This window comes from Pseudomonas frederiksbergensis, from assembly GCF_001874645.1.
GTDB classification, from domain to species: Bacteria; Pseudomonadota; Gammaproteobacteria; order Pseudomonadales; family Pseudomonadaceae; genus Aquipseudomonas; species Aquipseudomonas frederiksbergensis_B.
Genome location: NZ_CP017886.1, coordinates 1,877,466 through 1,903,514, shown reverse-complemented (window position 1 = coordinate 1,903,514; position 26,049 = coordinate 1,877,466). Strand labels below are relative to the sequence as shown.

The window sequence follows — 26,049 nt, the reverse complement described above, 5'->3', positions numbered from 1 at the left end:
TTCGGCAGCTCCTACGGAGGATCGCATTCCAACTGAGCTGCCGCAGGCTGCGATCTTTTCAATGCCGCGAAATCATTCAGGCTTCTGGTAGCTATCGATCACTTCCTGCGCGGCACGAAACGCTTCCATCGCCGCTGGCACGCCAGCGTAGACCGCGCAGTGCATCAGCGTTTCGCGGATCTCGTCGACGGTGCAGCCGTTGTTCAGTGCGCCACGCACGTGGCCTTTGAGTTCTTGCGGGCACTTGAGCGAGGTCAGCGCCGCGAGAGTGATCAGGCTGCGAGTTTTCAGCGCAAGACCGTCACGGTTCCATACCGCGCCCCAGGCATGTTCGTTGACGAACTCCTGAAACGGTTGGGTCAGCTCGGTGGCATTGCCCATGGAGCGGTCGACGAAGGCGTCGCCCATGACCTGTCGACGCACTTCAATGCCGGTCGGTTTGCTGGAGGCGGGTTTGTCGGTCATGGCGATTCCCTCTTGTTGTGTTGGCGGCGCCAGGCGCGCAGTGACGTAAACAGCAAAAACGCCACCAGCGTCGGCAGGACGAAAAACAGCATCAGGTGTTCAAGCTTGCCGGCCAGCGGCATGCCCGTGGTAAACGACACGACATGCAGCCCATAAGCCAGGTACAAAGCCAGAAACAGCAGGCCTTCGGCGCGGGTAATTCGATAGCCCGAATAGAACATCGGCAAACACAGCACGCTGACCGCCAGCATCACCGGCAAGTCAAAATCCAGCGCATTGGGCGATACCGACAGCGGCGTCGGCGCAATCAGCGCGGTGATGCCCAGCACACCCAGCAAGTTGAACAGATTACTGCCGATCACGTTGCCCACGGCGATGTCGCGTTGACCACGCAGGGCGGCGATCAGCGAGGTCGCCAGTTCCGGCAATGAAGTGCTGACGGCAATGATGGTCAGGCCGATGATCCGTTCCGACAGGCCGAGTTCGGTCGCCACCTCGACCGCCGCGCTGAGCAGCAAATGCCCGGAAAACACCAGTAATGCCAATCCGGCGAGCATCAGCAGCGCGCTGCTCAACCACGGCGCGCGGGATGTGTTGTTGCCGTCAGACCGAGTGTTGTGCGGGCGCACCGAGTGGCGTGACTGACGCAGTAACAACCCGAGGTAAAACACCAGCGCGGCTAACAGAATCGTGCCGTCGAGCGGTGTCAATTGTTCATTCCAGGCCAGGGCAAACACCAGCAGACTGGCGCCGATCATCACCGGGATGTCCAGGCGCACCAGTTGCCGGGAGACCCGCAACGGGATGATCAGCGCCGAGAGACCGAGGGTGACGAGGATGTTGAAGATGTTGCTGCCAATCACGCTACCGACTGCGATGTCGGTGTTTTGCATGAGGGTCGCTTGCAGGCTGACGGCCAATTGCGGCGCGCTGCTGCCGAGGGCCACGACGGTCAGGCCGATGATCAGCGGGCGCACCTTCAAGTGCGCGGCCAGGCGCGCGGCGGCGCGGACCAGCAACTCGGCGCCGGCGATCAGCAGTACCAGGCCACCGAGCAGTTGAAGCACGCTGAGCAGTGGTAAATTGGCAAGTCCGAAAATGATCGGTGCTCCGTCTGTCAGTTGTCGAGGGCTTGCACGCGAACCCGTGCGGTGCCGCTGCCCAGCATGCCCAAGCGCCCGGCCGCTTCGTGAGACAGGTCGATCAGGCGCCCACGGGTGTGCGGCCCGCGATCGTTGATACGGACGACACAGGATTTGTCGTTATTGAGGTTGGTGACCTTCACCCGGGTGCCAAACGGCAACTGGCGATGGGCAGCGGTCAGGGAATTGGGGTTGAAACGCTCGCCACTGGCAGTGCGTTTACCTTGGTGTTTGGCGCCGTAGTACGAGGCCACGCCGGTCTTGTCGTAACCGTGTGGATCGATGACATCGGTGCTGGCGCAACCGGCCAGCAGAGAGAGCAGGGCGCACGCGCCAAGCAGACGTTTCATTGAAAGAGCTCCCAAGTGATCGTTCCCACGCTCTCGCGTGAGAACGCATCCCGTGACGCTCCGCGTCACATTGCGATGGACGCGGAGCGTCCGGGGCGGCATTCCCACGCAGAGCGTGGAAACGATCCTCGGGCGCAAGACCACGGTTTAGCCTTCGAGCTTGCTTTTCAGCAGTTCGTTGACCTGTTGCGGGTTGGCTTTGCCTTTGGAGGCTTTCATCGCCTGGCCGACGAAGAAGCCGAACATCTTGCCGCGTTTGGCTTCGTCAGCCGCGCGGTACTGTTCAACCTGTTCGGCGTTGGCGGCGAGCATTTCGTCGAGTACGGCCGAGATCGCGCCGCTGTCGGTGACTTGCTTCAGGCCGCGCTTATCGATGATCTCGTCTGCGCTGCCTTCGCCGCCGGCCATGGCTTCGAACACGGTCTTGGCGATTTTGCCGGAGATGGTGTTGTCCTTGATGCGCAACAGCATGCCGCCCAACTGCTCGGCCGAGACCGGTGCTTCGTCGATTTCCAGGCCTTGCTTGTTCAACAGGCTGCCCAGCTCGACCATGACCCAGTTGGCCGCCAGTTTGGCGTCACCGGCGATGCTCACGACTTTTTCGAAGTAGTCCGCTTGCTCACGGCTCGACGCCAATACGCTGGCATCGTAGACCGACAGGCCGAACTGCTCCTGGAAGCGCTCGCGTTTTTGCGGTGGCAGTTCCGGCAGGGTGGCGCGGACGTCATTGAGGAACGAGTCCTCGATGACCACCGGCAACAGGTCCGGATCGGGGAAGTAACGGTAGTCGTTGGCTTCCTCTTTGCTGCGCATGGCGCGGGTTTCGTCTTTGTTCGGGTCGTACAGGCGCGTCTGCTGGATCACCTTGCCGCCGTCTTCGATCAGTTCGATCTGACGACGCACTTCGGTGTTGATCGCCTTCTCGATGAAACGGAACGAGTTGACGTTCTTGATCTCGCAGCGCGTGCCGAACTCAACCTGGCCCTTTGGACGGATCGACACGTTGCAGTCGCAACGCAGCGAACCTTCAGCCATGTTGCCGTCGCAGATCCCCAAGTAGCGCACCAGCGCGTGGATCGACTTGACGTAGGCCACGGCTTCCTTGGCGCTGCGCATGTCCGGTTCGGAAACGATTTCCAGCAGCGGTGTGCCGGCACGGTTCAAGTCGATGCCGGTGGCGCCGTTGAATTCTTCGTGCAGGCTTTTACCGGCGTCTTCTTCCAGGTGCGCGCGGGTGATGCCGACGCGTTTGACCGTGCCGTCTTCCAGCGGGATGTCCAGGTGGCCCTTGCCGACGATCGGCAATTCCATCTGGCTGATCTGGTAGCCCTTCGGCAGGTCTGGATAGAAGTAGTTCTTGCGGGCGAACACGTTGTGCTGGCCGATTTCGGCGTCAATCGCCAGGCCGAACATCACCGCCATGCGCACCGCTTCCTGGTTCAGCACTGGCAGCACGCCGGGCATGCCCAGGTCTATCAGGCTGGCCTGGGTATTCGGTTCGGAGCCAAACGTAGTGGCACTACCGGAGAAAATCTTCGATTGGGTGGCGAGCTGGGTATGAATCTCCAGCCCGATCACGACTTCCCATTGCATGTGTTTCTCCTCAGAAGCCTGTCGGGGTGCGGGTGTGCCAGTCAGTGTTGAGCTGATACTGGTGGGCGACGTTCAACAGACGGCCTTCCTGGAAATACGGGGCGAGCAGTTGCACGCCGACCGGCAGACCCTCGACGAAACCGGCAGGCATCGACAAGCCCGGCAGGCCCGCGAGGTTGGCGGTGATGGTGTAGACGTCTTCCAGGTACGCAGCGACCGGGTCGCTGTTCTTGGCGCCGAGTTTCCAGGCCGGGTTCGGCGTGGTTGGGCCGAGGATGATGTCGACCTCATTAAAGGCCGCCATGAAGTCGTTCTTGATCAGGCGACGGATCTTTTGCGCCTTCAGGTAGTAGGCGTCGTAGTAACCGGCCGACAGCGCGTAGGCGCCGACCATGATCCGGCGCTGCACTTCCGGGCCGAAACCTTCGCCGCGCGAACGTTTGTACAGGTCAGTCAGGTCTTTCGGGTTTTCGCAGCGATAGCCGAAACGCACGCCGTCGAAACGCGACAGGTTGGAAGAGGCTTCTGCCGGAGCGATCACGTAGTACGCAGGAATCGCGTGCTGCATGTTCGGCAGGCTGATTTCCTTGACCACCGCGCCGAGCTTTTCCAGCGCCTTGACGCTGTTGTGGATCAGTTCGGCGATGCGCGGGTCGAGACCTGCGCTGAAGTATTCCTTCGGCACGCCGATGCGCAGACCTTGCAGCGAGCCGTTGAGGCTGGCGCTGTAATCCGGCACGGGTTCATCGATGCTGGTGGAGTCTTGCGGGTCGAAACCGGCCATGCCTTGCAGCAGGATCGCGCAGTCTTCAGCCGTGCGCGCCAACGGGCCGCCCTGATCGAGGCTGGAGGCGTAAGCGATCATGCCCCAGCGCGAAACACGACCGTACGTCGGTTTCAGGCCGGTGAGGTTGGTCAGTGCTGCCGGCTGTCGGATCGAGCCACCGGTGTCGGTGCCGGTCGCCGCAGGTAACAGACGAGCGGCAACCGCTGCCGCCGAACCTCCGGACGAACCGCCGGGTACGTGTTCGAGGTTCCAGGGGTTTTTCACCGCGCCGTAGTAGCTCGACTCGTTGGCCGAGCCCATGGCGAATTCGTCCATGTTGGTCTTGCCCAGGGTCACGGCCCCGGCAGCAGCCAGCTTGGCGACCACGGTGGCGTCATACGGCGCCTTGAAGTTGTCGAGCATCTTCGAGCCGCAGCTGGTGCGAATGCCCTGGGTGCAGAACAGGTCTTTGTGAGCGATCGGCGCACCGAGCAGGGCACCGCTCTCGCCGTTGGCCCGGCGTACGTCCGCGGCTTTCGCCTGCGTCAGTGCGAGCTCTTCGGTGACACTGATGAAACTGTTGAGCTGAGGGTCGAGCTGGGCGATACGCGCCAGCAGCACTTTGGTCAGCTCTTCGGAGGAAAACTTTTTGTCGGCGAGTCCGCGGGCGATCTCGGCCAGAGTCAATTGATGCATTGCAGGCTCTTTCCCTTTAGTCGATGACTTTCGGAACCAGGTACAGGCCGTTTTCGACCGCTGGTGCGATGGACTGATAGGCCTCGCGGTGATTGGACTCGGTCACGACGTCTGCACGCAGGCGCTGACTGGCTTCCAGTGGGTGGGCCAGAGGCTCGATACCGTCGGTATTGACAGCCTGCATTTCGTCGACCAGCCCGAGAATGCTGTTCAGGGCCGAAGTGATGTGTGGAAGATCGGCATCATTGAGGCCAAGGCTGGCCAGATGAGCGATTTTTTCCACGTCGGAGCGTTCAAGCGCCATGGGATTCTCCAGTGGAAAACAGAACGGACGTCGTCCGTGTGTTAGATTGTCGGAACACTACCGCATTTCTACGGTCATAAGGCCGCGATTGTGGGGTTTGGTGCACAGAAAAGCGGCCAATTTAACATATTGGCGCCTTGCCCAAAATCCCTGTCGTTGTTAGAGTTTGCCGCACTTTTTTACCCACGCGTTGCCTAGGGTCCCTTTCCCATGTTCAAGAAACTGCGTGGCATGTTTTCCAGCGATCTTTCCATTGACCTGGGCACTGCCAACACCCTTATTTACGTGCGCGAGCGCGGTATCGTCCTGAATGAACCATCGGTTGTGGCTATTCGGACGCACGGTAATCAGAAAAGTGTCGTTGCTGTCGGCACCGAGGCCAAGCGCATGCTCGGTCGTACACCGGGCAACATTGCTGCCATTCGTCCGATGAAGGACGGCGTCATCGCCGACTTCAGCGTCTGCGAAAAGATGCTGCAGTACTTTATCAACAAGGTTCACGAAAACAGCTTTCTGCAGCCTAGCCCTCGTGTGCTGATCTGCGTTCCATGCAAATCCACTCAGGTTGAACGTCGTGCCATCCGTGAATCGGCCCTGGGTGCCGGTGCCCGTGAAGTGTTCCTGATCGAAGAGCCAATGGCTGCTGCGATCGGTGCCGGCCTGCCGGTAGAAGAAGCTCGCGGTTCGATGGTCGTCGATATCGGTGGTGGTACCACTGAAATCGCATTGATCTCCCTGAACGGTGTGGTTTACGCCGAATCCGTACGGGTTGGCGGCGACCGCTTTGACGAAGCGATCATCACTTACGTGCGTCGCAACTACGGCAGCCTGATCGGTGAATCCACCGCCGAGCGCATCAAGCAGGAAATCGGTACGGCCTACCCGGGCGGTGAAGTTCGCGAAGTCGACGTTCGCGGCCGTAACCTGGCTGAAGGCGTTCCACGTGCATTCACCCTGAACTCCAATGAAGTGCTGGAAGCTCTGCAAGAGTCCCTGGCAACTATCGTTCAGGCCGTGAAAAGCGCGCTGGAGCAATCGCCGCCGGAACTGGCGTCGGATATCGCCGAGCGTGGTCTGGTACTGACCGGTGGTGGCGCCTTGCTGCGTGACCTCGACAAGTTGCTGGCCCAGGAAACCGGTCTGCCGGTGATCGTTGCCGAAGACCCGCTGACCTGTGTTGCCCGTGGTGGTGGCCGTGCGTTGGAAATGATGGATAAACACACCATGGACCTGCTCTCCAGCGAGTGATTTCGCCGGGTGCTTCTATGCTGTTGACGCGCAGGCAGCACTTTGCAGTGCTGCCTGTTGGCGTTTATCTTCTGTCAGTCTGCATCCAGGCCGGTTTGATGCCGTATGAATAAAGAGAACATTTGCCTGGGAGGAGCGGCTTATTAAACCGCTTTTCGCCAAAGGCCCCTCAATGGGCGTGCGCTTTCTGGTGCTGGCCGTGCTATCGGTCGCGCTGATGGTGGTCGATGCCCGCTTTGAAGTGCTCAAGCCTGCGCGCAGTCAGATGTCGCTGGTCTTGATGGACGCCTATTGGATCACCGACCTGCCGGAGCGGTTGTGGCAGGGTGTGAGCAGTCAATTTGGCAGCCGTACCGAGCTGGTGGCTGAAAACGAAAAACTCAAGACTGAAAACCTGCTGCTGCAGGGGCGCATGCAAAAGCTTGCGGCCTTGACCGAGCAGAACGTTCGGTTGCGCGAGTTGCTCAATTCGTCGGCACTGGTCAACGAGAAGGTCGAAGTGGCCGAGTTGATCGGCGTCGATCCCAACCCCTTCACCCATCGCATCATCATCAACAAAGGTGAGCGCGACGGCGTGGTACTCGGCCAACCGGTACTCGATGCCCGTGGTTTGATGGGGCAGGTGGTCGAACTGATGCCTTACACCTCACGGGTGTTGCTGCTGACCGACACGACCCACAGCATTCCTGTGCAAGTGAACCGTAACGGTTTGCGGGCGATTGCCAGCGGCACTGGCAATCCGGAACGCCTGGAATTGCGTCACGTTGCGGACACGGCTGATATTAAAGAGGGCGATCTGCTGGTCAGCTCCGGCCTCGGTCAGCGCTTCCCGGCCGGTTACCCGGTGGCGACCGTCAAGGAAGTGATCCACGATTCTGGTCAGCCGTTCGCCATCGTACGTGCAGTGCCGACCGCAGCGCTCAATCGCAGTCGTTACATGTTGCTGGTGTTCAGCGACGGCCGCACCCCGGAAGAGCGCGCCAACGAAGCGGCTCAGGCCCAGGATGCGGATCAGCATCCTGGCGGCGCGGCGATCGTGCCGGCGACCGTGCCTAAACCTGTCGCCACTGTTGCCCCGGCAGCCGCTACGACACCTGCGGCAGCAACGGCCACACCCGTGACGGCCAAGCCTGCAACCAAATCTTCGACCCCGGCCAAGCCTGCTGCGCATCCCGTAGCGGCCAAGCCACCCGCTGCGCCAAAGCCAGCTGCGGCCAAACCGCCTGCCACGGCGCCTGAAACCACCATTCAGGGGAGAGAATAATGGCCAGTACTCGACCACGTAATGGCTGGATGATCTGGCTGACGTTTGTCATCGCCTTGTTGCTCAGTATCGTACCGTTCCCGCATGTCGAGATCCTGCGTCCAATGTTCGTCGCACTGCCATTGGCGTATTGGGCATTGGAAGTGCCGGAGAAAGTCGGGATGCTCACGGCCTGGTGTCTGGGCATGATGCAAGACGTGCTGTTCGGAACCTTGCTGGGACACAACGCGCTGATTCTGACCCTGATCACCTTTCTGATCATGTCGCTGCGACCGCGCTTGCGGATGTTTCCGATGTGGCAGCAAAGCCTGGTGATTCTGGTGATCCTGGGGCTCGCACAACTGCTGCAACTGTGGCTCAGCGCCTTGACCGGTAACCGTCAAACATTGGCCGTACTTTTACCAGCGCTGATCAGCGCGTTGCTCTGGCCTTGGGTCAGCTTCGGATTGCGTGGGTTGAGCCGCCGTTACAAAATCAATTAATTCGGTCAGGCATTTGCCACTCTGACAGGGAGATGTCTTGATGAATCCGCTTTACCTCGCCTCAGGCTCACCGCGTCGGCGTGAACTGCTCACGCAGATCGGCGTGCCGTTCACCGCCATCATCGCGGACATCGATGAAACCCCTCTGACTAACGAGTCCCCTGCGGCCTATGTCGAGCGTCTGGCGCGCGGCAAGGCCGAGGCCGGTCGTGCGCAGCTGGCGCTCAACGAACCGGGTGCCCCCATTTGTGTGTTGGGTGCCGATACGGCTGTGGTGCTCGATGGGCAGATTCTTGGCAAACCGCTTGACGAAGCGCAGGCGTTGAGCATGTTGATGAGCCTGTCGGGGCGTGAACATGAAGTGCTGACCGCCATCGCCGTGCTTGATGGCCAATATTGCGAATCACGCGTGGTGCGCAGCCTGGTGCGTTTTCGCTTTATCAGTCATAAAGAGGCAGCGGCCTACTGGGCCAGCGGCGAGCCACGGGACAAGGCTGGCGGCTACGGCATTCAAGGCCTCGGCGCGGTGTTTGTCGCAGAACTCAACGGCAGTTACTCCGCCGTGGTCGGCCTGCCGCTGTGCGAAACCTTCGAGCTGCTCGGCCATTTCGGCATACCCTGTTGGCAAAACCTTATCGCGCGCCCAGCGTCGTACTGACTTGATGCGGCCATAATCGTGAATATGCCTGAACGAGACCTTGCCATGAGTGAAGAGATTCTGATCAACATCACGCCGATGGAATCGCGCGTGGCGGTGGTCGAAAACGGTGTTCTGCAAGAGGTTCATGTCGAGCGCACCCAGCGTCGCGGGATTGTCGGCAATATTTATAAAGGCAAGGTCGTTCGCGTTCTGCCAGGCATGCAGGCGGCATTTGTCGATATCGGTCTGGACCGGGCGGCCTTTATCCACGCCTCGGAAATTTCCCTGCGTGAAGGCCCAGCGGTGGAAAGCATCAGCGCACTGGTGCATGAAGGTCAGAGCCTGGTGGTGCAGGTCACCAAGGATCCGATCGGTTCCAAGGGCGCACGCCTGACGACCCAGCTGTCGATTCCCTCGCGCTATCTGGTGTACATGCCGCGCACGGCTCATGTCGGTATTTCGCTGAAAATCGAGGATGAATCCGAGCGCGAACGCCTCAAGCAAGTGGTCACCGATTGTGTCGCGAAGGAAGGCATCAAGGAGGCGGGCGGTTTCATTCTGCGCACTGCTGCTGAAGGCGCCGGTGCCGATGAGATCCTGATGGACATCCGTTACCTGCGCCGCCTCTGGGATCAGATTGGCGCGCAGATCAAGACCGTCAGCGCACCGAACGTGATCTACGAAGACCTCGGCCTGGCCCTGCGCACCTTGCGCGATCTGGTCAGCCCGAAGATCGAGAAGATCCGCATCGACTCGCGGGAAACCTTCCAGAAAACCACGCAGTTCGTTGCCGAGCTGATGCCGGAAATCGCCGACCGTCTGGAGCACTACCCGGGCGAACGGCCGATTTTCGATCTGTATGGCGTCGAAGACGAAATTCAAAAGGCACTGGAGCGCAAAGTGCCGCTCAAGTCCGGTGGTTATCTGGTGGTCGATCCGGCAGAAGCCATGAGTACCATTGATGTGAATACTGGTGCGTTCGTCGGACACCGCAATCTTGAAGAGACTATCTTCAAGACCAACCTGGAAGCGGCCACTGCGATTGCCCGGCAGTTGCGCCTGCGTAATCTGGGCGGGATCATCATCATCGACTTCATCGACATGGAAGATGAGGAGCATCAGCGCCAAGTGCTGCGTACGCTGGAGAAACAGCTGGAGCGCGATCACGCCAAGACCAACATCATCGGTATCACCGAGTTGGGCCTGGTGCAGATGACGCGCAAGCGCACACGCGAAAGTCTCGAGCAAGTGCTCTGCGAGCCGTGCAGCAGCTGCCAGGGCCGTGGCAAGCTCAAGACCCCGGAAACCGTGTGTTATGAAATCTTTCGGGAGATCTTGCGTGAAGCCCGCGCCTATCAGGCTGAAGGCTATCGCGTACTGGCTAACCAGAAAGTGGTTGACCGGTTGCTCGACGAAGAGTCAGGCAATGTCGCGGAACTTGAAGGTTTTATCGGGCGAACCATTCGTTTTCAGGTAGAAACCATGTACTCCCAGGAACAATACGACGTGGTGCTGCTCTGATCCGCTGTGTTTTATTACTAACGGCCGGCCTCAGCTTGCTGCACGATTTCGCCATGGGAGCCAACTGACATGGATCGTCTGATCCGCATTTTGACCACATTGACCCGCTGGGGGCTGGGGCTTTGTGCGTTATTGCTGGTGCTGGCGGCGCTGTACGTCAGCCTCGGTCGCGAGTTTATTCCGTTGGTCGCCGAGTATCGCGCGGACGTCGAAGCCAAGGCCCGTGAAGCGTTGGGCATGCCATTGCAGATCGGTGGCCTGGAGGGGCGCTGGAGTGGTATGGCGCCGATTTTGCTGGCCCACGATGTGACGGTCGGTGATGGCGCCAATGCCTTGCACCTGGATCAGGTGCGGGTGGTGCCGGATGTCTGGGCCAGTCTGTTGTCGCGTGCGGTGCAGATCGCACACCTGGAACTCAATGGCCTGAAAATCAGCCTCAAGGAAGGTCAGGACGGTCAGTGGTCGCTTGAAGGCTTGCCGGTGCAGAAGGATCAGCCACTGGACCCCGAGCAACTGCTCAACCGTATGCAGAGGGTGGCGCAGTTGTCGGTGCTCGACAGCCAGATTACTTTGCTGCCGATCGACCATGTGCCGCTGACCCTGACCTATGTCGGTCTGAACCTTAAACCCGGCGTCAGCCATCAGCGCCTCGACGTTCGTCTGACCTTGCCTGACGGCCAGCCGCTGGCCATGAGTCTGAGCAGCCGGATTCGTGCCGATCAGTGGCAAGCGGCCGAAGTCGATGCCTACCTTAGCCTGCCACAAAGTGACTGGTCGAAATGGTTGCCCGAGCGCTTGACCCAGCAATGGAATTTTTCCGAGATCAAGGCCGGTGGCGAGCTTTGGGTTAACTGGAGCAAGGGCACCCTGCAACGCGCCGCGGTTCGTCTCAATGCGCCGCAAATCAAGGGTGCCTACGCCGAACGTACACCGATCAAGATCGACAATCTGGCGTTCAACGGGTATTTCCAGCGCGGTACCGAAGGTTTCCAGGTGTCCTTCGATTCTCTGGCCATGACCCTTGGGGAAACCCGTTGGGAAACCCATCTGCAACTTCAACAGACCGCGACCACTGAAAAGACCCCGGAGCTCTGGCACCTGCAAGCCGATCGCTTCGACCTCGCCCCGATCACACCATTGCTGAATGCTCTGGGGCCGCTGCCCAAAGACTTCGCCACGGTGGTCGAGCGGCTCAAGGTCACCGGTGCTTTGCGCAACGTGCTGATCGACGTCCGGCCCGAGGCGACCGATGACAGCAAATTCAGCTTCGCCGCCAATCTTGAGCGCGTCGGGTTTGATGCTTATCACGGTGCCCCGGCGGCGCGTAACGTATCCGGGAGCATCAGCGGCGACCTCGGCCAAGGCGAACTGCGCATGGACAGCAAGGATTTTTCCTTGCACCTGGACCCGATCTTCGCCCATCCCTGGCAGTACATCCAGGCCAATGCCCGGTTGACCTGGAAACTCGATCAACAAGGTTTCACCCTGATTGCGCCGTACCTGAAGGTACTGGGCGAAGAGGGCAAGATTGCCGGCGACTTCCTGATTCGCCTGCATTTCGATCACACCCAGGAAGATTACATGGACCTGCGGGTCGGTCTGCTGGAAGGTGATGGACGTTACACCGCCAAGTACCTGCCCGAGGTCTTGAGCCCGGCGCTGGATGAATGGCTGCGTACGGCGATTCTCAAAGGTGCGGTAGATGAAGGTTTCTTTCAGTATCAGGGGTCGCTGAACCACGATGCCATCGCCGCGGCACGCAGCATCAGCCTGTTCTTCAAAGTGCATGACGCCGAGCTGGCTTTCCAGCCGGGTTGGCCGCATGTCGGCAAGGTCAGCGGCGATGTGTTCATCGAGGACAGTGGGGTGCGCATTCTGGCCAGCAAGGGCCAGTTGCTCGACACCCAGGTTCGCGATATCTACGTCAACATCCCCCATGCGCCTGCCGGACAGAACCCTCACCTGTTCCTCGACGGCACGTTCGCCGGTGGTCTGGGTGATGGCCTGAAGATTCTTCAGGAGGCGCCGATCGGTACGGGGCCGACCTTCGCCGGTTGGCAGGGCGAGGGTGAATTGCAGGGCAGTCTGAAACTGGATATCCCCTTGGCCAAGGGCGAAGAGCCGAAGATTGTGGTCGACTTCAAAACCGCCAAATCGCGTCTGAAGCTGAGTGATCCTGTGCTTGAGCTGACGCAGCTCAAAGGTGATTTCCGCTTTGACAGTGCCAAGGGGCTCAGTGGCCAGAACATTACGGCACAGGCCTTTGAACGGCCGATCAGTGCTCAGATTTATGCCGAAGGCAGCCCCGGAAAACTCAACACCCGCGTCACCGCCAACGGCCAGGTGGGGGTGAAAAAACTCACCGATTGGCTGAACGTCACTCAGCCGTTACCGGTTTCCGGGACGATCCCTTATCAGTTGCAGCTCAACCTCGGCGGCGCCGACAGCCAGTTGATGGTCAGTTCCAGTCTCAAGGGCGTGGCAGTCGACTTGCCGGCACCGTTCGGCATGCCTGCTGCGCAAGGTCGCAACACGGTGTTCCGTATGACCCTGCAAGGGCCAGAGCGGCGTTACTGGTTCGACTATGGTGATCTGGCGGACTTCACCTTCGCAGCGCCCAGCGGCAATTTTGCCGATGGCCGTGGCGAGTTGTTCCTGGGTAGCGGCAACGCGCTGTTGCCGGGCGATAAAGGCCTGCGCGTACGGGGCGTGCTGTCCGAGCTGGATGTCGAGCCATGGAAAGCCCTGATTGATCGGTACGCCGGGCAGGACCCGGGCGGTAGCGCCAAGCAATTGCTCAGTGGCGCAGACTTCAAGGTCGACAAGCTCACGGGTTTTGGTACCACGCTGGATCAGGCCCGCCTGCAACTGGATCGCAAGCCGACAGCCTGGGCGTTGCAACTCGATAGCCAGCAGGCCAAAGGCAGTGTCGGGATTCCCGACGCCAAGTCCGCGCCGATTGCGATCAACCTGCAATACGTGCGGTTGCCGGCGCCTGATCCGAAGGTGCAGGCCGACGAAAATGCACCGGACCCGCTGGCTTCGGTCGACCCAACGAAAATTCCTGCACTGGATATCAAGATTGACGAGCTGTATCAGGGCGCCGACCTGGTGGGCGCCTGGTCGCTGAAGGTCCGTCCAATCGTCAAGGGCATTGCCTTCAACAGCATGAATCTGGGCCTCAAAGGCATGCAACTGCAGGGCGCGGGTGGCTGGGAAGGCGTGGCGGGTGCCAGCAGCAGTTGGTACAAGGGGCGTCTTGAGGGCAAGAACCTTGGGGATGTGCTCAAGGGCTGGGGCTTCGCGCCGACGGTGACCAGCGAAGAGTTTCATATGGACATCGACGGCCGCTGGCCCGGCTCCCCGGCCTGGGTCGGTCCGAAGCGTTACTCAGGCAGCCTGGATGCGACGCTACGCAAAGGTCAGTTCGTCGAAGTCGAAGGTGGCGCGCAGGCGTTGCGGGTGTTTGGCCTGCTTAACTTCAACTCGATCGGCCGTCGTTTGCGCCTGGACTTCTCCGACCTGTTCGGCAAAGGCCTGAGTTACGACCGGGTCAAGGGCCTTTTGGTGGCCAGCAATGGTGTTTACGTCACGCGTGAACCCATCATCATGACCGGCCCGTCGAGTAACCTGGAACTCAACGGCACGCTGGACCTGGTAGGCGACAGGGTCGATGCGAATCTGTTGGTGACCTTGCCGTTGACCAATAATTTACCGATTGCAGCACTGATTGTCGGTGCGCCAGCGGTAGGCGGTGCGCTGTTTCTGATCGACAAGCTGATCGGTGATCGCATGGCGCGCTTTGCCAGCGTCAAATACACCATCAAAGGCCCGTGGAAAGAGCCGAAAATTACTTACGACAAACCTTTCTGAATTTTTTTTGAAAAGCCACGGTTCGCCCTATGGAGTAGCATGGCCGCATACCTGATACGGAGTGGGCCATGTCTCTTGCGGTGATTCAAATGGTCAGCCAGAGCGATGTGCCGGCCAACCTGATCCAGGCTCGGCACCTGCTCGAGCAGGCGGCAGCGGGCGGTGCGCGCCTGGCGGTGTTGCCGGAAAACTTTGCGGCCATGGGCCGTCGTGACATCGCTGACATCGGTCGCGCCGAGGCCTTGGGCGAAGGCCCGATCCTGCCCTGGTTGAAACAGACCGCTCGCGACCTCAAGTTATGGATAGTGGCCGGCACCTTGCCGTTACCGCCGGTGGATCAACCGCAGGCGAAGTCCAATGCCTGCTCGTTACTGATCGATGAGCACGGTGAAACGGTGGCACGCTATGACAAGTTGCATTTGTTCGATGTCGATGTGGCGGACAATCGTGGACGCTACCGCGAATCCGATGACTATGCTCATGGCAGTAAGGTGGTGGTTGCCGATACGCCGGTCGGTCGGGTTGGCCTGACGGTTTGCTATGACTTGCGCTTTGCGGAGCTGTACAGCGAATTGCGCGCCGCCGGGGCAGAACTGATCACCGCACCGTCAGCGTTTACTGCGGTGACAGGCGCGGCCCATTGGGAAGTGTTGATTCGTGCGCGAGCCATCGAAACTCAGTGTTACGTGTTGGCGGCCGCCCAGGGTGGAATTCATCCGGGACCGCGTGAGACCTTTGGCCATGCGGCGATTGTTGACCCGTGGGGGCGTGTGCTGGCGGAACAGGATCAAGGTGAGGCCGTGCTGCTGGCCGAACGCGATAGCAGCGAACAGGCGTCCATCCGGGCGCGGATGCCGGTATCCAGTCACCGGCGCTTTTTCTCGCAGGGCGCGCAGCGACCTGCCTCAGAACGTGGAATTAAGGCGTAAAACCTATGAGCGAGTTGTTGTCCTCAGTCAGTGAACATCTGCTTGCGCCGGGCGGCGTGACGATCGAGAACCTGCAAAGCGTGCTGGGAGATCTGGCCGGCCCGGGCATCGATGCGGCCGACCTGTATTTCCAGGGACAGATTTCCGAGTCCTGGGCGCTGGAAGACGGCATCGTCAAGGAAGGCAGCTTCAACCTCGATCAGGGTGTCGGCGTGCGTGCGCAATCGGGTGAAAAAACCGGTTTTGCCTACAGCAATGCGATCACCCTTGAAGCCCTGGGCCTGGCAGCCCGTGCTGCTCGTTCGATCTCTCGTGCCGGGCAAAACGGTACGGTGCAAGCGTTCAGTACCCAAGACGTTGCCCGCCTGTACGGGCCCGACAACCCACTGGAAGTGATGACTCGCGCCGAGAAGGTCGAGTTGCTCAAGCGTATCGACGTGGCCACTCGCGCGCTCGATTCGCGTATCCAGCAAGTCACCGTGAGCATGGCCGGAGTCTGGGAACGGATTCTGGTGGCCTCCACTGACGGTGGTCTGGCGGCGGATGTGCGACCGCTGGTGCGCTTCAATGTCAGCGTGATCGTCGAGCAGAACGGTCGCCGCGAACGGGGTGGTCATGGCGGCGGCGGGCGTACCGATTACCGCTATTTCCTCGCTGAAGACCGTGCCATGGGCTACGCCCGTGAGGCGTTGCGTCAGGCGCTGGTGAATCTCGAAGCCATTCCGGCACCGGCCGGCACCTTGCCGGTGGTTTTGGGTTCGGGCTGGTCCGGCGTGTTGCTGCACGAAGCGGTCGGTCATGGTCTGGAAGGCGACTTCAACCGTAAAGGCAGTTCGGCCTACAGCGGCCGCATGGGTGAAATGGTTGCGTCCAAACTCTGCACCATCGTCGATGATGGCACATTGGCTGGTCGCCGCGGATCGCTGAGTATCGACGACGAAGGCACCCCGACCGAGTGCACCACACTGATTGAAAACGGCGTGCTCAAGGGCTACATGCAGGACAAGCTCAATGCTCACCTGATGGGATTGGCGCGCACCGGTAACGGTCGTCGCGAGTCTTACGCGCACCTGCCGATGCCGCGCATGACCAACACTTACATGCTCGGCGGCGAAAGTGATCCGGCAGAAATCATTGCTTCGGTGAAGAAGGGTATCTACTGCGCCAACCTGGGCGGTGGTCAGGTCGACATCACCAGTGGCAAGTTCGTGTTCTCCACCAGCGAGGCGTACCTGATCGAGGACGGCAAGATTACCGCGCCCGTCAAAGGGGCAACGTTGATCGGTAACGGTCCGGAAGCCATGAGCCGGGTGTCGATGGTCGGTAACGACCTGACGCTGGACAGCGGAGTCGGGACGTGCGGCAAGGATGGTCAGTCGGTGCCGGTGGGTGTCGGCCAGCCAACCTTGAAAATTGACGCGATCACCGTGGGTGGCACGGGCGCGTAAAAAGATGTGTAGGAGCTGCCGCAGGCTGCGATCTTTTGATCTTTTAAAAGCAAAGATCGTCCGAACGCGGCCCGAATCTGCGGCAGCTCCTACAGGGGCGAGGTTATTCAGCGCAAACCGCGTTGAGTCTCGTCCAGCTCACGGATGTACTTGAAGATTTTTCGGCTGGAAGCAGGAGGCTTGTTTTGCGCAAGCTCATGCTGGGCCTGACGGATAAGGGAGCGCAGTTGCTGACGATCCGCTTCCGGGTAATCGACGACGAATTTTTCCATGACGGCATCGTCGCCGGAGATCAAGCGATCGCGCCAGCGCTCCAGGCCGTGGAAACGTTCGTTGTACTGGCGAGTGGAGGCATCGAGTTGGTCAAGCAGCGACAGAATGGCGCTGGTGTCCTGATCGCGCATCAGCTTGCCGATGAACTGCAGGTGCCGTTTACGCGCGATGTTCGCGGTGTGCTTGGGCGCGTCGGCCAGAGCCCGGCGCAAGGCGTCGGTCAACGGCAGCTTTGCCAGCAAGTCAGGCTTGAGTGTTGTAAGGCGCTCGCCAAGGTCAACCAGAGCATGCAGCTCGCGTTTGACCTGGGTTTTGCTTTTTTCTCCCCCGTCGAGGGAGTCGTCGTAAGAATCAACCATGGTGGCAGTCCGCAAAGAAACGCCGCCATGATAACCAGTCGGGGGCCGCTTGTCCGGCCCGGTCGTTCGATGACCTTAACCGAAAGCAGAATTTGAGTGGAGAACAGCATGAGTGCAGTTGAAAGCGTCGGCCCACAAGCGTTGCCGGCACTGCAAGAGCAAGTCGAGCAGATCATCGCAGAAGCCAGGCGTCAGGGCGCAAGTGCCTGCGAAGTGGCTGTGTCTCTGGAGCAGGGCCTGTCGACCTCGGTGCGTCAGCGGGAAGTCGAAACCGTTGAATTCAACCGTGATCAGGGCTTTGGCATCACCTTGTATGTGGGCCAGCGCAAAGGCTCGGCCAGTACATCGGCCAGTGGCCCCGAGGCGATTCGCGAAACCGTCGCCGCCGCCCTGGCTATCGCTAAACACACCTCCGAAGACGAGCACTCGGGCCTGGCCGACGCCGCGCTGATGGCCAAGGACTTTCCGGACTTCGACCTGTTCCATGAATGGGACATCACCCCGGAACAAGCGATCGAGCGAGCGCTGGCCTGCGAAGCGGCGGCGTTTGCCACCGACAGCCGGATCAAGAACGCCGATGGCACCACCTTGAGCACTCATCAGGGCTGCCGTGTGTACGGCAACAGCCATGGTTTTATCGGCGGTTATGCGTCGACGCGTCACAGCTTGAGCTGCGTGATGATCGCCGAGGCTGACGGCCAGATGCAGCGCGACTATTGGTATGACGTCAATCGCCAGGGCAATCTGCTGGCCGATCCGGTCAGCATCGGTCAACGTGCGGCGCAACGTGCAGCCAGCCGCTTGGGTGCACGTCCGGTGCCGACCTGCGAAGTGCCGGTGCTGTTTTCCGCAGAACTGGCGGGCGGTCTGTTCGGCAGTTTCCTGGGGGCGATTTCGGGTGGCAACCTGTACCGCAAGTCATCGTTCCTTGAAGGCGCGCTGGGCCAGAAGCTTTTCCCTGAATGGCTGACTATCGATGAGCGTCCACACCTGATGCGCGCCTTGGGCAGTTCGGCGTTTGATGGTGATGGTCTGGCGACTTACGCCAAGCCGTTCGTCGAGAAGGGTGAGTTGGTGTCTTATGTGCTGGGTACGTATTCCGGACGCAAACTCGGCATGCCAAGCACCGCCAACGCCGGTGGCGTGCACAATCTGTTCGTCACCCACGGCGACGAAGACCAGGCGGCGTTGCTACGGCGCATGGGGCGTGGCTTGTTGGTGACCGAATTGATGGGTCAGGGCTTGAACATGGTCACGGGTGACTACTCTCGCGGCGCGGCGGGTTTCTGGGTCGAGAACGGTGAAATCCAGTTCGCGGTCCAGGAGGTGACTATCGCCGGCAACATGCGCGATATGTTCAAGCAGATCATTGCGGTGGGTAATGACCTGGAGCTTCGCAGCAACATTCGCACCGGTTCGGTGTTGATCGAGCGGATGACGGTGGCGGGCAGCTAAACTTTTACCGTTATGCAAAAAAGCGCGCCACCCATTGGGTGGCGCGCTTTTTTAATGGCTGCGAAAAAGATCGCAGCCTACGGCAGCTCCTACGGGATCAGGGTTCAAATGAATATCGCGTCGAACACACGTCATGTAGGAGCTGCCGCCGGCTCGGGCCGCGTTCGGACGATCCTTTACTCGCCTTCGCCGAAATAGTTGTTGATCAGTTCCTTCAACGCATCCAGCGCATCCTGAGCTTGCTCACCTTCTGCGTTAAGGTGGATCGTCGTTCCCTTGCCAGCGGCCAGCATCATCATGGACATGATGCTCTTGCCATCGACCATCTTGTTCACGTCAGGGGTGCGGCCCACTCTGATCTCACAGGGAAACTCCGCAGCTTTGCCCACAAATTTGGCGGAAGCACGGGCATGCAGACCCAGTTTGTTGATGATTTCAATTTCCAGAGCAGGCATCGCGGTGTGAATCCTTTAGCTAAGGTCGCGGTGGCGGACCTGGACGTTCTTCAGGGATTGTTGCAGGACCTGACCCAGACGTTCGGTCAGGTAGACGGAGCGGTGATGCCCGCCGGTGCAGCCAATGGCGATGGTGACGTAAGCGCGGTTGCTGGCAGCAAAGCGCGGCAGCCATTTGAGCAGGTAAGTGGAGATGTCCTGGAACATCTCTTCGACATCCGGCTGAGCCGCCAGATACTCGGCAACCGGCTGGTCAAGCCCGGATTGAGCGCGCAGTTCCGGCTTCCAGTACGGGTTTGGCAAGCAACGTACGTCGAATACCAGATCGGCATCCACCGGCATGCCCCGCTTGAAGCCGAAGGATTCCACCAAAAACGCAGTGCCCGGCTCTGGCTGGTTCAGAAGCCGCAGCTTGATGGTATCGCGCAACTGATACAGGTTCAGGTTGGTGGTGTTGACCTTGAGGTCGGCCAGGTCAGCAATCGGTCCCAGCAGATTGGTCTCGTCATCGATGGCTTCGGCCAGCGAGCGGTTGGCGTTGCTCAGTGGGTGACGGCGGCGGGTTTCCGAGAAACGCTTGAGCAGGGTTTCTTCGTCGGCGTCCAGGTACAGCACATCGCATTGAATGTGCCGACTGCGCACTTCTTCCAGCAGCTCCGGAAAACGTGACAGATGGCTCGGCAGGTTACGCGCATCGATGGAAACAGCGACCAGTGGCTGCGCCAGTTCGGTATGAACCAGTGCGCGCTCGGCCAGTTCTGGCAACAGACCGGCCGGCAGATTGTCGATGCAGTAGTAGCCGTTGTCCTCCAGTACATCAAGGGCAGTGCTTTTACCTGAGCCAGAGCGGCCGCTGACGATGATCAAGCGCATGATTAGTGACCGTTCTGCTCGTCGAGGACAACCTGGTACAAGGCTTCATTACTTTTTGCGCTACGCAGGCGATCGCGGACTTCTTTACGATCAAGCATGCTGGCGATCTGGCGGAGCAGCTCCAGGTGCGCATCGGTAGCGGCTTGCGGGACCAGCAAAACGAACAGCAGGTCGACCGGAGCACCATCGATGGCGTCGAAATCTATAGGGGCGTCCAGGTGCATCAAGGCACTGATGGGCGACTCGCAGCCTTTGAGACGGCAGTGTGGGATGGCGATGCCGTTGCCAAAACCGGTGGAGCCAAGTTTTTCACGGGCGACCAGGCTCTCGAAGACATCCTGCATGGCCAGACTCGGCACTTCGCGGGCGATCAGGTTGGCAATTTGTTCGAGGGCTTTCTTTTTACTGCCGCCCGGCACGTTCACCAAAGAACGGCCGGGGGTCAGGATGTTTTCAAGTCGGATCATGGGTTGGGAGTATTAACGACCGGTTGCGCCTTGGAGCTGGCCCTGGGTCTTTTCCTTATGCTTTTTGAGTTGGCGATCCAGTTTGTCGGTCAGGGCGTCAATCGCGGCATACATGTCGTTATGCTCAGCGTTGGCGACCACTTCTCCACCGGGGATATGCAGCGTGGCTTCGATTTTCTGCAACAGCTTCTCGACGGTCATCGTGACCTGCACGTTGGTGATCTTGTCGAAATGCCTTTCCAATCGGTCGAGTTTTTCGCCGATGTATTTGCGCAGGGGTTCGGTCACTTCCAGTTGGTGTCCACTGATATTGACTTGCATACAGCTTCTCCTTCGTTGCCAGTGCATAAGGTGGCAGGCTGGTTTGCCTGCCACTAGAGCGTGTCCGAAAAGTTTTCGAACACACCCTGGAACGCTGTGGCGTAGCCCGTCACATCAATCGCTTGCGTTCGCTCGAAGGCGCGATCCCCAGAGACTCGCGGTACTTGGCGACGGTGCGACGGGCCACCTGAATGCCTTGTGCCTCCAGTAAACCAGCGATCTTGCTGTCACTCAACGGCTTTTTCTGATTTTCCGCGGCAACCAGTTTTTTGATGATCGCGCGGATCGCTGTGGACGAGCATTCACCGCCTTCAGAGGTGCTGACGTGGCTGGAGAAAAAGTACTTCAGTTCATAAATACCGCGTGGGGTATGCATGAATTTTTGCGTGGTCACCCGTGAAATCGTCGATTCGTGCATGCCGACCGCTTCGGCGATGTCATGCAGGACCAACGGCTTCATTGCCTCATCGCCATATTCAAGAAAGCCGCGCTGGTGCTCGACGATCTGGGTGGCGACTTTCATCAGGGTTTCGTTGCGGCTTTGCAGGCTCTTGATGAACCAGCGCGCTTCCTGCAACTGATTACGCATGAAGGTGTTGTCGGCGCTGGTGTCGGCGCGACGGACGAAACCGGCGTATTGCGGGTTGACGCGCAGACGCGGAACCGACTCCTGGTTCAGCTCGACCAGCCAACGCTCGTTGTCTTTGCGCACGATGACGTCGGGAACCACGTACTCGGCTTCGCTGGACTCGATTTGCGAGCCCGGACGCGGGTTGAGGCTCTGTACCAGTTCGATGACCTGGCGCAGTTCATCTTCCTTGAGCTTCATGCGGCGCATCAGCTGGCTGTAGTCGCGGCTGCCCAGCAGGTCGATGTAATCGATGACGAGGCGCTTGGCCTCGGCCAGCCAAGGGGTCTTGGCGGATAATTGGCGCAGTTGCAGCAACAGGCATTCGCTGAGGTTGCGTGCACCGATACCGGCCGGCTCGAATTGCTGGATGCGATGCAGGACGGCTTCGATCTCGTCGAGCTCGATGTCCAGTTCCGGATCGAAGGCTTCGAGAATTTCCTCGAGGGTTTCGTCCAGATAGCCCTGGTTGTTGATGCAGTCGATCAGGGTCACCGCGATCAGCCGATCGGTGTCGGACATCGGCGCCAGGTTCAATTGCCAGAGCAGATGGCTCTGCAGGCTCTCACCGGCGGAGGTGCGAGTGGTGAAGTCCCATTCGTCGTCATCGTTGCTCGGCAGGCTGCTGGCGCTGGTCTGGTAAACGTCTTCCCAAGCGGTGTCGACCGGCAGTTCGTTAGGGATGCGCTCGTTCCAGTCGCCTTCCTCGAGGTTATCTACCGTGGGGGCGGTTTCCTGGTAGGAGGGTTCCTGGATATCGGTATTGGGTTTCTGCTCGATGTTGTCCGCCATCGGGTCGGCGTTATCGAAGTCGTCGCCTTCTTCCTGGCGTTCGAGCATTGGATTGGACTCCAATGCCTCCTGGATTTCCTGTTGCAGGTCCAGGGTCGACAATTGGAGCAGGCGGATGGCCTGTTGCAGCTGCGGTGTCATCGTCAGCTGCTGGCCCATTCTCAAGACTAGCGATGGTTTCATGGCAGGGGCTTAACACCTTATTCGCCGGCGCACATGCGCCATCCACTACAGGGCGCCGGAGCGCCAAACATAAGCAAATTATATGCCTGAAACTGAAGTGTTTGCCTAGAGCGCTGTAACAATAAATACGTTTAGTTTTTTATTGGGACAAGCGCTCCGACGACTGACCGGACACCTCAGTGCTTACAGGCGGAACTCATGGCCCAGATACACTTCCTTGACCAGGTCGTTGGCCAGGATGGTTTCGGCGTCGCCTTCGGCAATCAGTTGGCCGTCGTTGACGATGTAGGCGGTTTCGCAGATGTCCAGGGTTTCACGAACGTTGTGGTCCGTGATCAGCACGCCGATACCCTTGGCCTTGAGGTGATGAATGATCTGCTTGATGTCGCCCACCGAAATCGGGTCCACGCCGGCGAAAGGTTCGTCGAGCAGGATGAATTTTGGTGCCGTGGCCAGGGCGCGAGCGATTTCCACGCGGCGACGTTCGCCACCGGAAAGGCTCATGCCGAGGTTGTCGCGGATGTGGTTGATGTGGAATTCCTGCAGCAGGCTTTCCAGCTCTTTGCGACGACCGGCCTTGTCGAGTTCCTTGCGGGTCTCGAGGATGGCCATGATGTTGTCGGCGACCGAGAGTTTGCGGAAGATCGACGCTTCTTGTGGCAGATAGCCGATACCCGCTCGTGCACGCCCGTGCATTGGCTGGTGGCTGACGTCCAGGTCGTCGATCAGTACGCGCCCCTGATCGGCCTGAACCAGGCCCACGATCATGTAGAAGCAGGTCGTCTTGCCGGCGCCGTTCGGGCCAAGCAGGCCAACGATCTGGCCGCTGTCGATCGACAGGCTGACGTCACGCACGACCTGGCGGCTCTTGTAGCTCTTGGCCAGATGCTGAGCTTTCAGAGTTGCCATTACTGGGCCTTCTGCTCGTCGGTTTTCTTTTTCGGCTGGATAACCATGTCGACCCGTGGGCGCGGCGCAGTCACCGAGGCGCCGGTAGCGCGGCCTGCGTTAGCAACCTGCTTGACGGTGTCGTAGACGATTTTCTCGCCTTCGGTGGTGTTGCCTTCGTTGATCACCTTGGCGCGGTCAATCAGTACGATGCGGTTTTGCGCGGCATGGTACTGGATAGTTACCCCATAACCCTTGACCGGCTGCGGATCGCCAACCTTCTGCAGTTGCTCGAAATACGCCAGGTTGCCCACCGAGGTCACGACATCGATATCGCCGGTTTTGGTGCGGGTGATGGTCACAGTGTTGCCGGTGATTTTCATCGAGCCCTGGATGATGATCACGTCACCTTTGTAGGTGGCGATGCCCTGTTTGTCATCCAGCTGAGCGTCGTCAGCCTGAATGCGAATGGGTTGCTGGCTATCGTTCGGCAGAGCCCAGGCGCTCACGCTTCCCAGTGCTGCGCCCAGACTGAGCAAAATAGGGAGAGTTTTAACGAGCCTCATACTGTCCTCTTACGTTCGATAGCAGGTGTATCCTGCTGTCTTTCAAATACGCTTTCATTCCGTTACCAGTCGATACACCACCAGCGCCGTCGATTCTAACGGCTTGCTCGGTCTGCGCATATTGCTGTTGCGGGAATACAGTCATACGACTACTGGTAATCAGCATCGGACGGTTCTGCTCATCCGTACGTGCGATACGTACCGAGTCGATCAATTCAACTTCGGTGCCGCCCGAATTGACCTCGCCACGTTCGCTCTGGACGTGCCAGGGGAATGCAGTGCCCCGGTACATGTTCAGGTCGGGCTTGGTCAGCAGGGTGATGTCGGTGGCTTTGATGTGCTCGACCTTGTCGGACGTCAAGTCGTACTGCAATTTACCATCGGGCAGATACTGCACGCTGTGGGCGTTGATGGCGTAGTAGTCGATCTGGCTCTCGTCGACGTGCGCTACCGGTTTGTCGAGAAAACGTTCCGGGCTGATGTTCCAGTAGCCAACGGCCGCGAGTAGCGCGGCAATAACCCCGAAAAACAGTATGTTGCGAATCTTCTTGCTCAGCATAAGTGGCTCACAGGTACGCGGCATTAGCCGCTTCAAGGTTGCCCTGGGCGCGCAGGATCAGCTCGCAGAACTCGCGAGCAGCACCTTCGCCGCCACGGGCCTGAGTGATGCCATGAGCCTGTTCGCGGACGAAGCTGGCGGCGTTGGCCACTGCCATGCCCAGACCAACACGGCGAATCACCGGCAGGTCCGGCAGGTCGTCGCCCAGGTAGGCAACCTGTTCATAGCTTAGGCCCAGTTGCGCCAGAAGCTCGTCGAGCACCACCAGTTTGTCCTCGCGGCCCTGGTACAGGTGAGGAATGCCAAGGTTTTTGGCGCGACGCTCGACCACCGGGGTCTTGCGTCCACTGATGATGGCGGTCGTCACGCCGGAGGCCATCAGCATCTTGATGCCCTGGCCGTCGAGGGTGTTGAACGTCTTGAACTCACTGCCGTCTTCGAGAAAGTACAGGCGACCGTCGGTCAGCACGCCATCGACGTCGAAAACCGCGAGTTTGATGTTTTTGCCACGTTGCAGCAGGTCCGTGCTCATTACATGACTCCCGCACGCAGCAAATCGTGCATGTTCAAGGCGCCCACCGGACGGTCCTCGCTGTCGACCACCACCAGTGCGCTGATTTTGTGGTCTTCCATGATTTTCAGGGCTTCGGCGGCGAGCATTTCGGCGCGCGCCGTCTTGCCATGAGGCGTCATGACGTCGTCAATGGTGGTTTGATGGATGTCGATGGTCCGGTCCAGTGTGCGGCGCAGGTCGCCGTCCGTGAAAATGCCGGCGAGTTTGCCGTCAGCTTCCAGTACCACGGTCATGCCCAGGCCCTTGCGGGTCATTTCCATCAGCGCGTCTTTGAGCAGGGTGCCGCGCACGACTTGCGGCAACTCCTGGCCCGCGTGCATGACATTTTCGACTTTCAGCAACAAGCGGCGACCCAGAGCGCCGCCAGGGTGTGAAAACGCGAAGTCTTCGGCAGTGAAACCGCGGGCCTCCAGCAAGGCAACGGCCAGTGCATCACCCATTACCAGCGCCGCCGTGGTGGACGAGGTCGGTGCCAGGTTCAGCGGGCACGCTTCGTGCTCGACATGAACATTGAGGTTCACTTCGGCAGCCTTCGCCAATGGCGAATCAGGATTGCCGGTCAGGCTGATCAGTTTGATGCCCAGACGCTTGATCAGTGGCAGTAGCGTGACGATTTCGTTGGTGGAGCCGGAGTTCGACAGCGCGAGGATGATGTCATCGCGAGTGATCATGCCCATGTCGCCATGACTGGCTTCGGCCGGGTGTACGAAAAAAGCCGTGGTGCCGGTGCTGGCGAGGGTGGCCGCAATCTTGTTGCCGATGTGCCCGGATTTACCCATGCCGACCACAACCACGCGGCCTTTGCTGGCCAGAATCATCTCGCAAGCGCGTACGAAATCTGCGTCGATGTGGGCCAGCAAGCCTTCTACGGCTTCAAGCTCGAGGCGGATGGTGCGTTGTGCTGATTGAATCAGGTCGCTGGATTGGCTCATGTC

At 59.5% G+C, this 26,049-nt stretch carries 26 protein-coding genes; 9 read left to right on the top strand and 17 right to left on the bottom strand.

Translation table 11 applies throughout. From position 1 onward, the window contains the following. Positions 1-72: 72 nt before the first annotated feature. The 6 genes from BLL42_RS09470 to gatC form a co-directional block, all read right to left on the bottom strand. Complete coding sequence (locus BLL42_RS09470) at positions 73-465, bottom strand: carboxymuconolactone decarboxylase family protein (protein ID WP_071551823.1); 393 nt, start codon at positions 463-465, stop codon at positions 73-75. Then, positions 462-1,532 carry a calcium/sodium antiporter gene (locus BLL42_RS09465; RefSeq protein ID WP_071551822.1) on the bottom strand — a complete coding sequence of 357 codons (1,071 nt, stop codon included), beginning with the start codon at positions 1,530-1,532 and terminating at the stop codon, positions 462-464. Before BLL42_RS09465 ends, BLL42_RS09470 begins: the two co-directional genes overlap by 4 nt. Before the next feature lie 50 nt (positions 1,533-1,582). Further along, positions 1,583-1,957, bottom strand: coding sequence for a septal ring lytic transglycosylase RlpA family protein (locus BLL42_RS09460; RefSeq protein ID WP_071551821.1), 375 nt, complete (start codon positions 1,955-1,957; stop codon positions 1,583-1,585). A 147-nt stretch (positions 1,958-2,104) separates the two neighbouring features. Continuing rightward, positions 2,105-3,550: an Asp-tRNA(Asn)/Glu-tRNA(Gln) amidotransferase subunit GatB gene (gene gatB / locus BLL42_RS09455; RefSeq protein ID WP_071551820.1), complete on the bottom strand. Its 1,446-nt coding sequence runs from the start codon at positions 3,548-3,550 to the stop codon at positions 2,105-2,107. A gap of 10 nt (positions 3,551-3,560) precedes the next feature. Next, positions 3,561-5,012 (bottom strand): Asp-tRNA(Asn)/Glu-tRNA(Gln) amidotransferase subunit GatA, encoded by a 1,452-nt coding sequence (gatA, locus tag BLL42_RS09450; RefSeq protein WP_071551819.1) that lies wholly within the window; start codon positions 5,010-5,012, stop codon positions 3,561-3,563. Positions 5,013-5,028: 16 nt separating this feature from the next. Beyond that, a complete protein-coding gene (gene gatC / locus BLL42_RS09445) occupies positions 5,029-5,316 on the bottom strand; it encodes an Asp-tRNA(Asn)/Glu-tRNA(Gln) amidotransferase subunit GatC (RefSeq protein ID WP_019691880.1) in 288 nt (95 codons plus the stop codon). 210 nt (positions 5,317-5,526) lie between these two features. Here gatC and mreB point away from each other — a divergent pair, with 210 nt between their 5' ends. The 8 genes from mreB to tldD all read left to right on the top strand — a co-directional run bounded on the left by mreB (position 5,527) and on the right by tldD (position 16,721). After that, positions 5,527-6,564, top strand: coding sequence for a rod shape-determining protein MreB (mreB, locus tag BLL42_RS09440; protein ID WP_002555108.1), 1,038 nt, complete (start codon positions 5,527-5,529; stop codon positions 6,562-6,564). A 142-nt stretch (positions 6,565-6,706) separates the two neighbouring features. Beyond that, positions 6,707-7,828 carry a rod shape-determining protein MreC gene (gene mreC, locus BLL42_RS09435; RefSeq protein WP_269086213.1) on the top strand — a complete coding sequence of 374 codons (1,122 nt, stop codon included), beginning with the start codon at positions 6,707-6,709 and terminating at the stop codon, positions 7,826-7,828. Further along, a complete protein-coding gene (gene mreD, locus BLL42_RS09430; RefSeq protein WP_071551817.1) occupies positions 7,828-8,310 on the top strand; it encodes a rod shape-determining protein MreD in 483 nt (160 codons plus the stop codon). The genes mreC and mreD overlap by 1 nt, the downstream gene beginning before the upstream one ends. Positions 8,311-8,350: 40 nt before the next feature. Beyond that, positions 8,351-8,968, top strand: a complete 618-nt coding sequence (locus tag BLL42_RS09425) for a Maf family protein (RefSeq protein WP_071551816.1) — start codon at positions 8,351-8,353, stop codon at positions 8,966-8,968. 45 nt (positions 8,969-9,013) lie between these two features. Beyond that, positions 9,014-10,471: a ribonuclease G gene (rng, locus tag BLL42_RS09420; protein WP_071551815.1), complete on the top strand. Its 1,458-nt coding sequence runs from the start codon at positions 9,014-9,016 to the stop codon at positions 10,469-10,471. 69 nt (positions 10,472-10,540) lie between these two features. Then, positions 10,541-14,344, top strand: coding sequence for a YhdP family protein (locus BLL42_RS09415; RefSeq protein ID WP_071551814.1), 3,804 nt, complete (start codon positions 10,541-10,543; stop codon positions 14,342-14,344). A 68-nt stretch (positions 14,345-14,412) separates the two neighbouring features. Further along, complete coding sequence (locus BLL42_RS09410; protein WP_071551813.1) at positions 14,413-15,273, top strand: carbon-nitrogen hydrolase family protein; 861 nt, start codon at positions 14,413-14,415, stop codon at positions 15,271-15,273. 5 nt (positions 15,274-15,278) lie between these two features. Then, on the top strand, positions 15,279-16,721 hold the full coding sequence (gene tldD / locus BLL42_RS09405; RefSeq protein ID WP_071551812.1) for a metalloprotease TldD: 1,443 nt from the start codon (positions 15,279-15,281) through the stop codon (positions 16,719-16,721). 107 nt (positions 16,722-16,828) lie between these two features. Here tldD and yjgA read toward each other — a convergent pair whose 3' ends face one another. After that, positions 16,829-17,353: a ribosome biogenesis factor YjgA gene (gene yjgA, locus BLL42_RS09400; RefSeq protein WP_071551811.1), complete on the bottom strand. Its 525-nt coding sequence runs from the start codon at positions 17,351-17,353 to the stop codon at positions 16,829-16,831. 108 nt (positions 17,354-17,461) lie between these two features. Here yjgA and pmbA point away from each other — a divergent pair, with 108 nt between their 5' ends. Next, the gene (gene pmbA / locus BLL42_RS09395) at positions 17,462-18,808 is read left to right on the top strand and encodes a metalloprotease PmbA (protein WP_071551810.1); all 1,347 of its coding nucleotides are present in this window, start codon (positions 17,462-17,464) and stop codon (positions 18,806-18,808) included. A gap of 176 nt (positions 18,809-18,984) precedes the next feature. On the opposite strand, the gene BLL42_RS09390 is transcribed toward pmbA, so the two are convergent. From BLL42_RS09390 to BLL42_RS09345, 10 genes are all read right to left on the bottom strand, one after another. Then, the gene (locus BLL42_RS09390) at positions 18,985-19,263 is read right to left on the bottom strand and encodes an HPr family phosphocarrier protein (protein ID WP_071551809.1); all 279 of its coding nucleotides are present in this window, start codon (positions 19,261-19,263) and stop codon (positions 18,985-18,987) included. Positions 19,264-19,278: 15 nt separating this feature from the next. Then, positions 19,279-20,136 (bottom strand): RNase adapter RapZ, encoded by an 858-nt coding sequence (rapZ, locus tag BLL42_RS09385; protein ID WP_071551808.1) that lies wholly within the window; start codon positions 20,134-20,136, stop codon positions 19,279-19,281. A 2-nt stretch (positions 20,137-20,138) separates the two neighbouring features. Continuing rightward, a complete protein-coding gene (gene ptsN, locus BLL42_RS09380; RefSeq protein ID WP_071551807.1) occupies positions 20,139-20,603 on the bottom strand; it encodes a PTS IIA-like nitrogen regulatory protein PtsN in 465 nt (154 codons plus the stop codon). A gap of 12 nt (positions 20,604-20,615) precedes the next feature. Further along, complete coding sequence (gene hpf / locus BLL42_RS09375; protein WP_071551806.1) at positions 20,616-20,924, bottom strand: ribosome hibernation-promoting factor, HPF/YfiA family; 309 nt, start codon at positions 20,922-20,924, stop codon at positions 20,616-20,618. Positions 20,925-21,033: 109 nt separating this feature from the next. After that, positions 21,034-22,527 carry an RNA polymerase factor sigma-54 gene (locus tag BLL42_RS09370; RefSeq protein ID WP_071551805.1) on the bottom strand — a complete coding sequence of 498 codons (1,494 nt, stop codon included), beginning with the start codon at positions 22,525-22,527 and terminating at the stop codon, positions 21,034-21,036. 183 nt (positions 22,528-22,710) lie between these two features. After that, entirely contained in the window at positions 22,711-23,436 is a 726-nt protein-coding gene (gene lptB / locus BLL42_RS09365) for an LPS export ABC transporter ATP-binding protein (RefSeq protein WP_019691895.1), read from the bottom strand. Beyond that, a complete protein-coding gene (gene lptA / locus BLL42_RS09360; protein ID WP_071551804.1) occupies positions 23,436-23,981 on the bottom strand; it encodes a lipopolysaccharide transport periplasmic protein LptA in 546 nt (181 codons plus the stop codon). The genes lptB and lptA overlap by 1 nt, the downstream gene beginning before the upstream one ends. After that, the gene (gene lptC / locus BLL42_RS09355) at positions 23,968-24,540 is read right to left on the bottom strand and encodes an LPS export ABC transporter periplasmic protein LptC (RefSeq protein WP_071555725.1); all 573 of its coding nucleotides are present in this window, start codon (positions 24,538-24,540) and stop codon (positions 23,968-23,970) included. The genes lptA and lptC overlap by 14 nt, the downstream gene beginning before the upstream one ends. Before the next feature lie 7 nt (positions 24,541-24,547). Next, positions 24,548-25,072 carry a KdsC family phosphatase gene (locus tag BLL42_RS09350; RefSeq protein WP_071551803.1) on the bottom strand — a complete coding sequence of 175 codons (525 nt, stop codon included), beginning with the start codon at positions 25,070-25,072 and terminating at the stop codon, positions 24,548-24,550. Continuing rightward, positions 25,072-26,046, bottom strand: a complete 975-nt coding sequence (locus BLL42_RS09345) for a KpsF/GutQ family sugar-phosphate isomerase (protein ID WP_071551802.1) — start codon at positions 26,044-26,046, stop codon at positions 25,072-25,074. Before BLL42_RS09345 ends, BLL42_RS09350 begins: the two co-directional genes overlap by 1 nt. Positions 26,047-26,049: the final 3 nt, after the last annotated feature.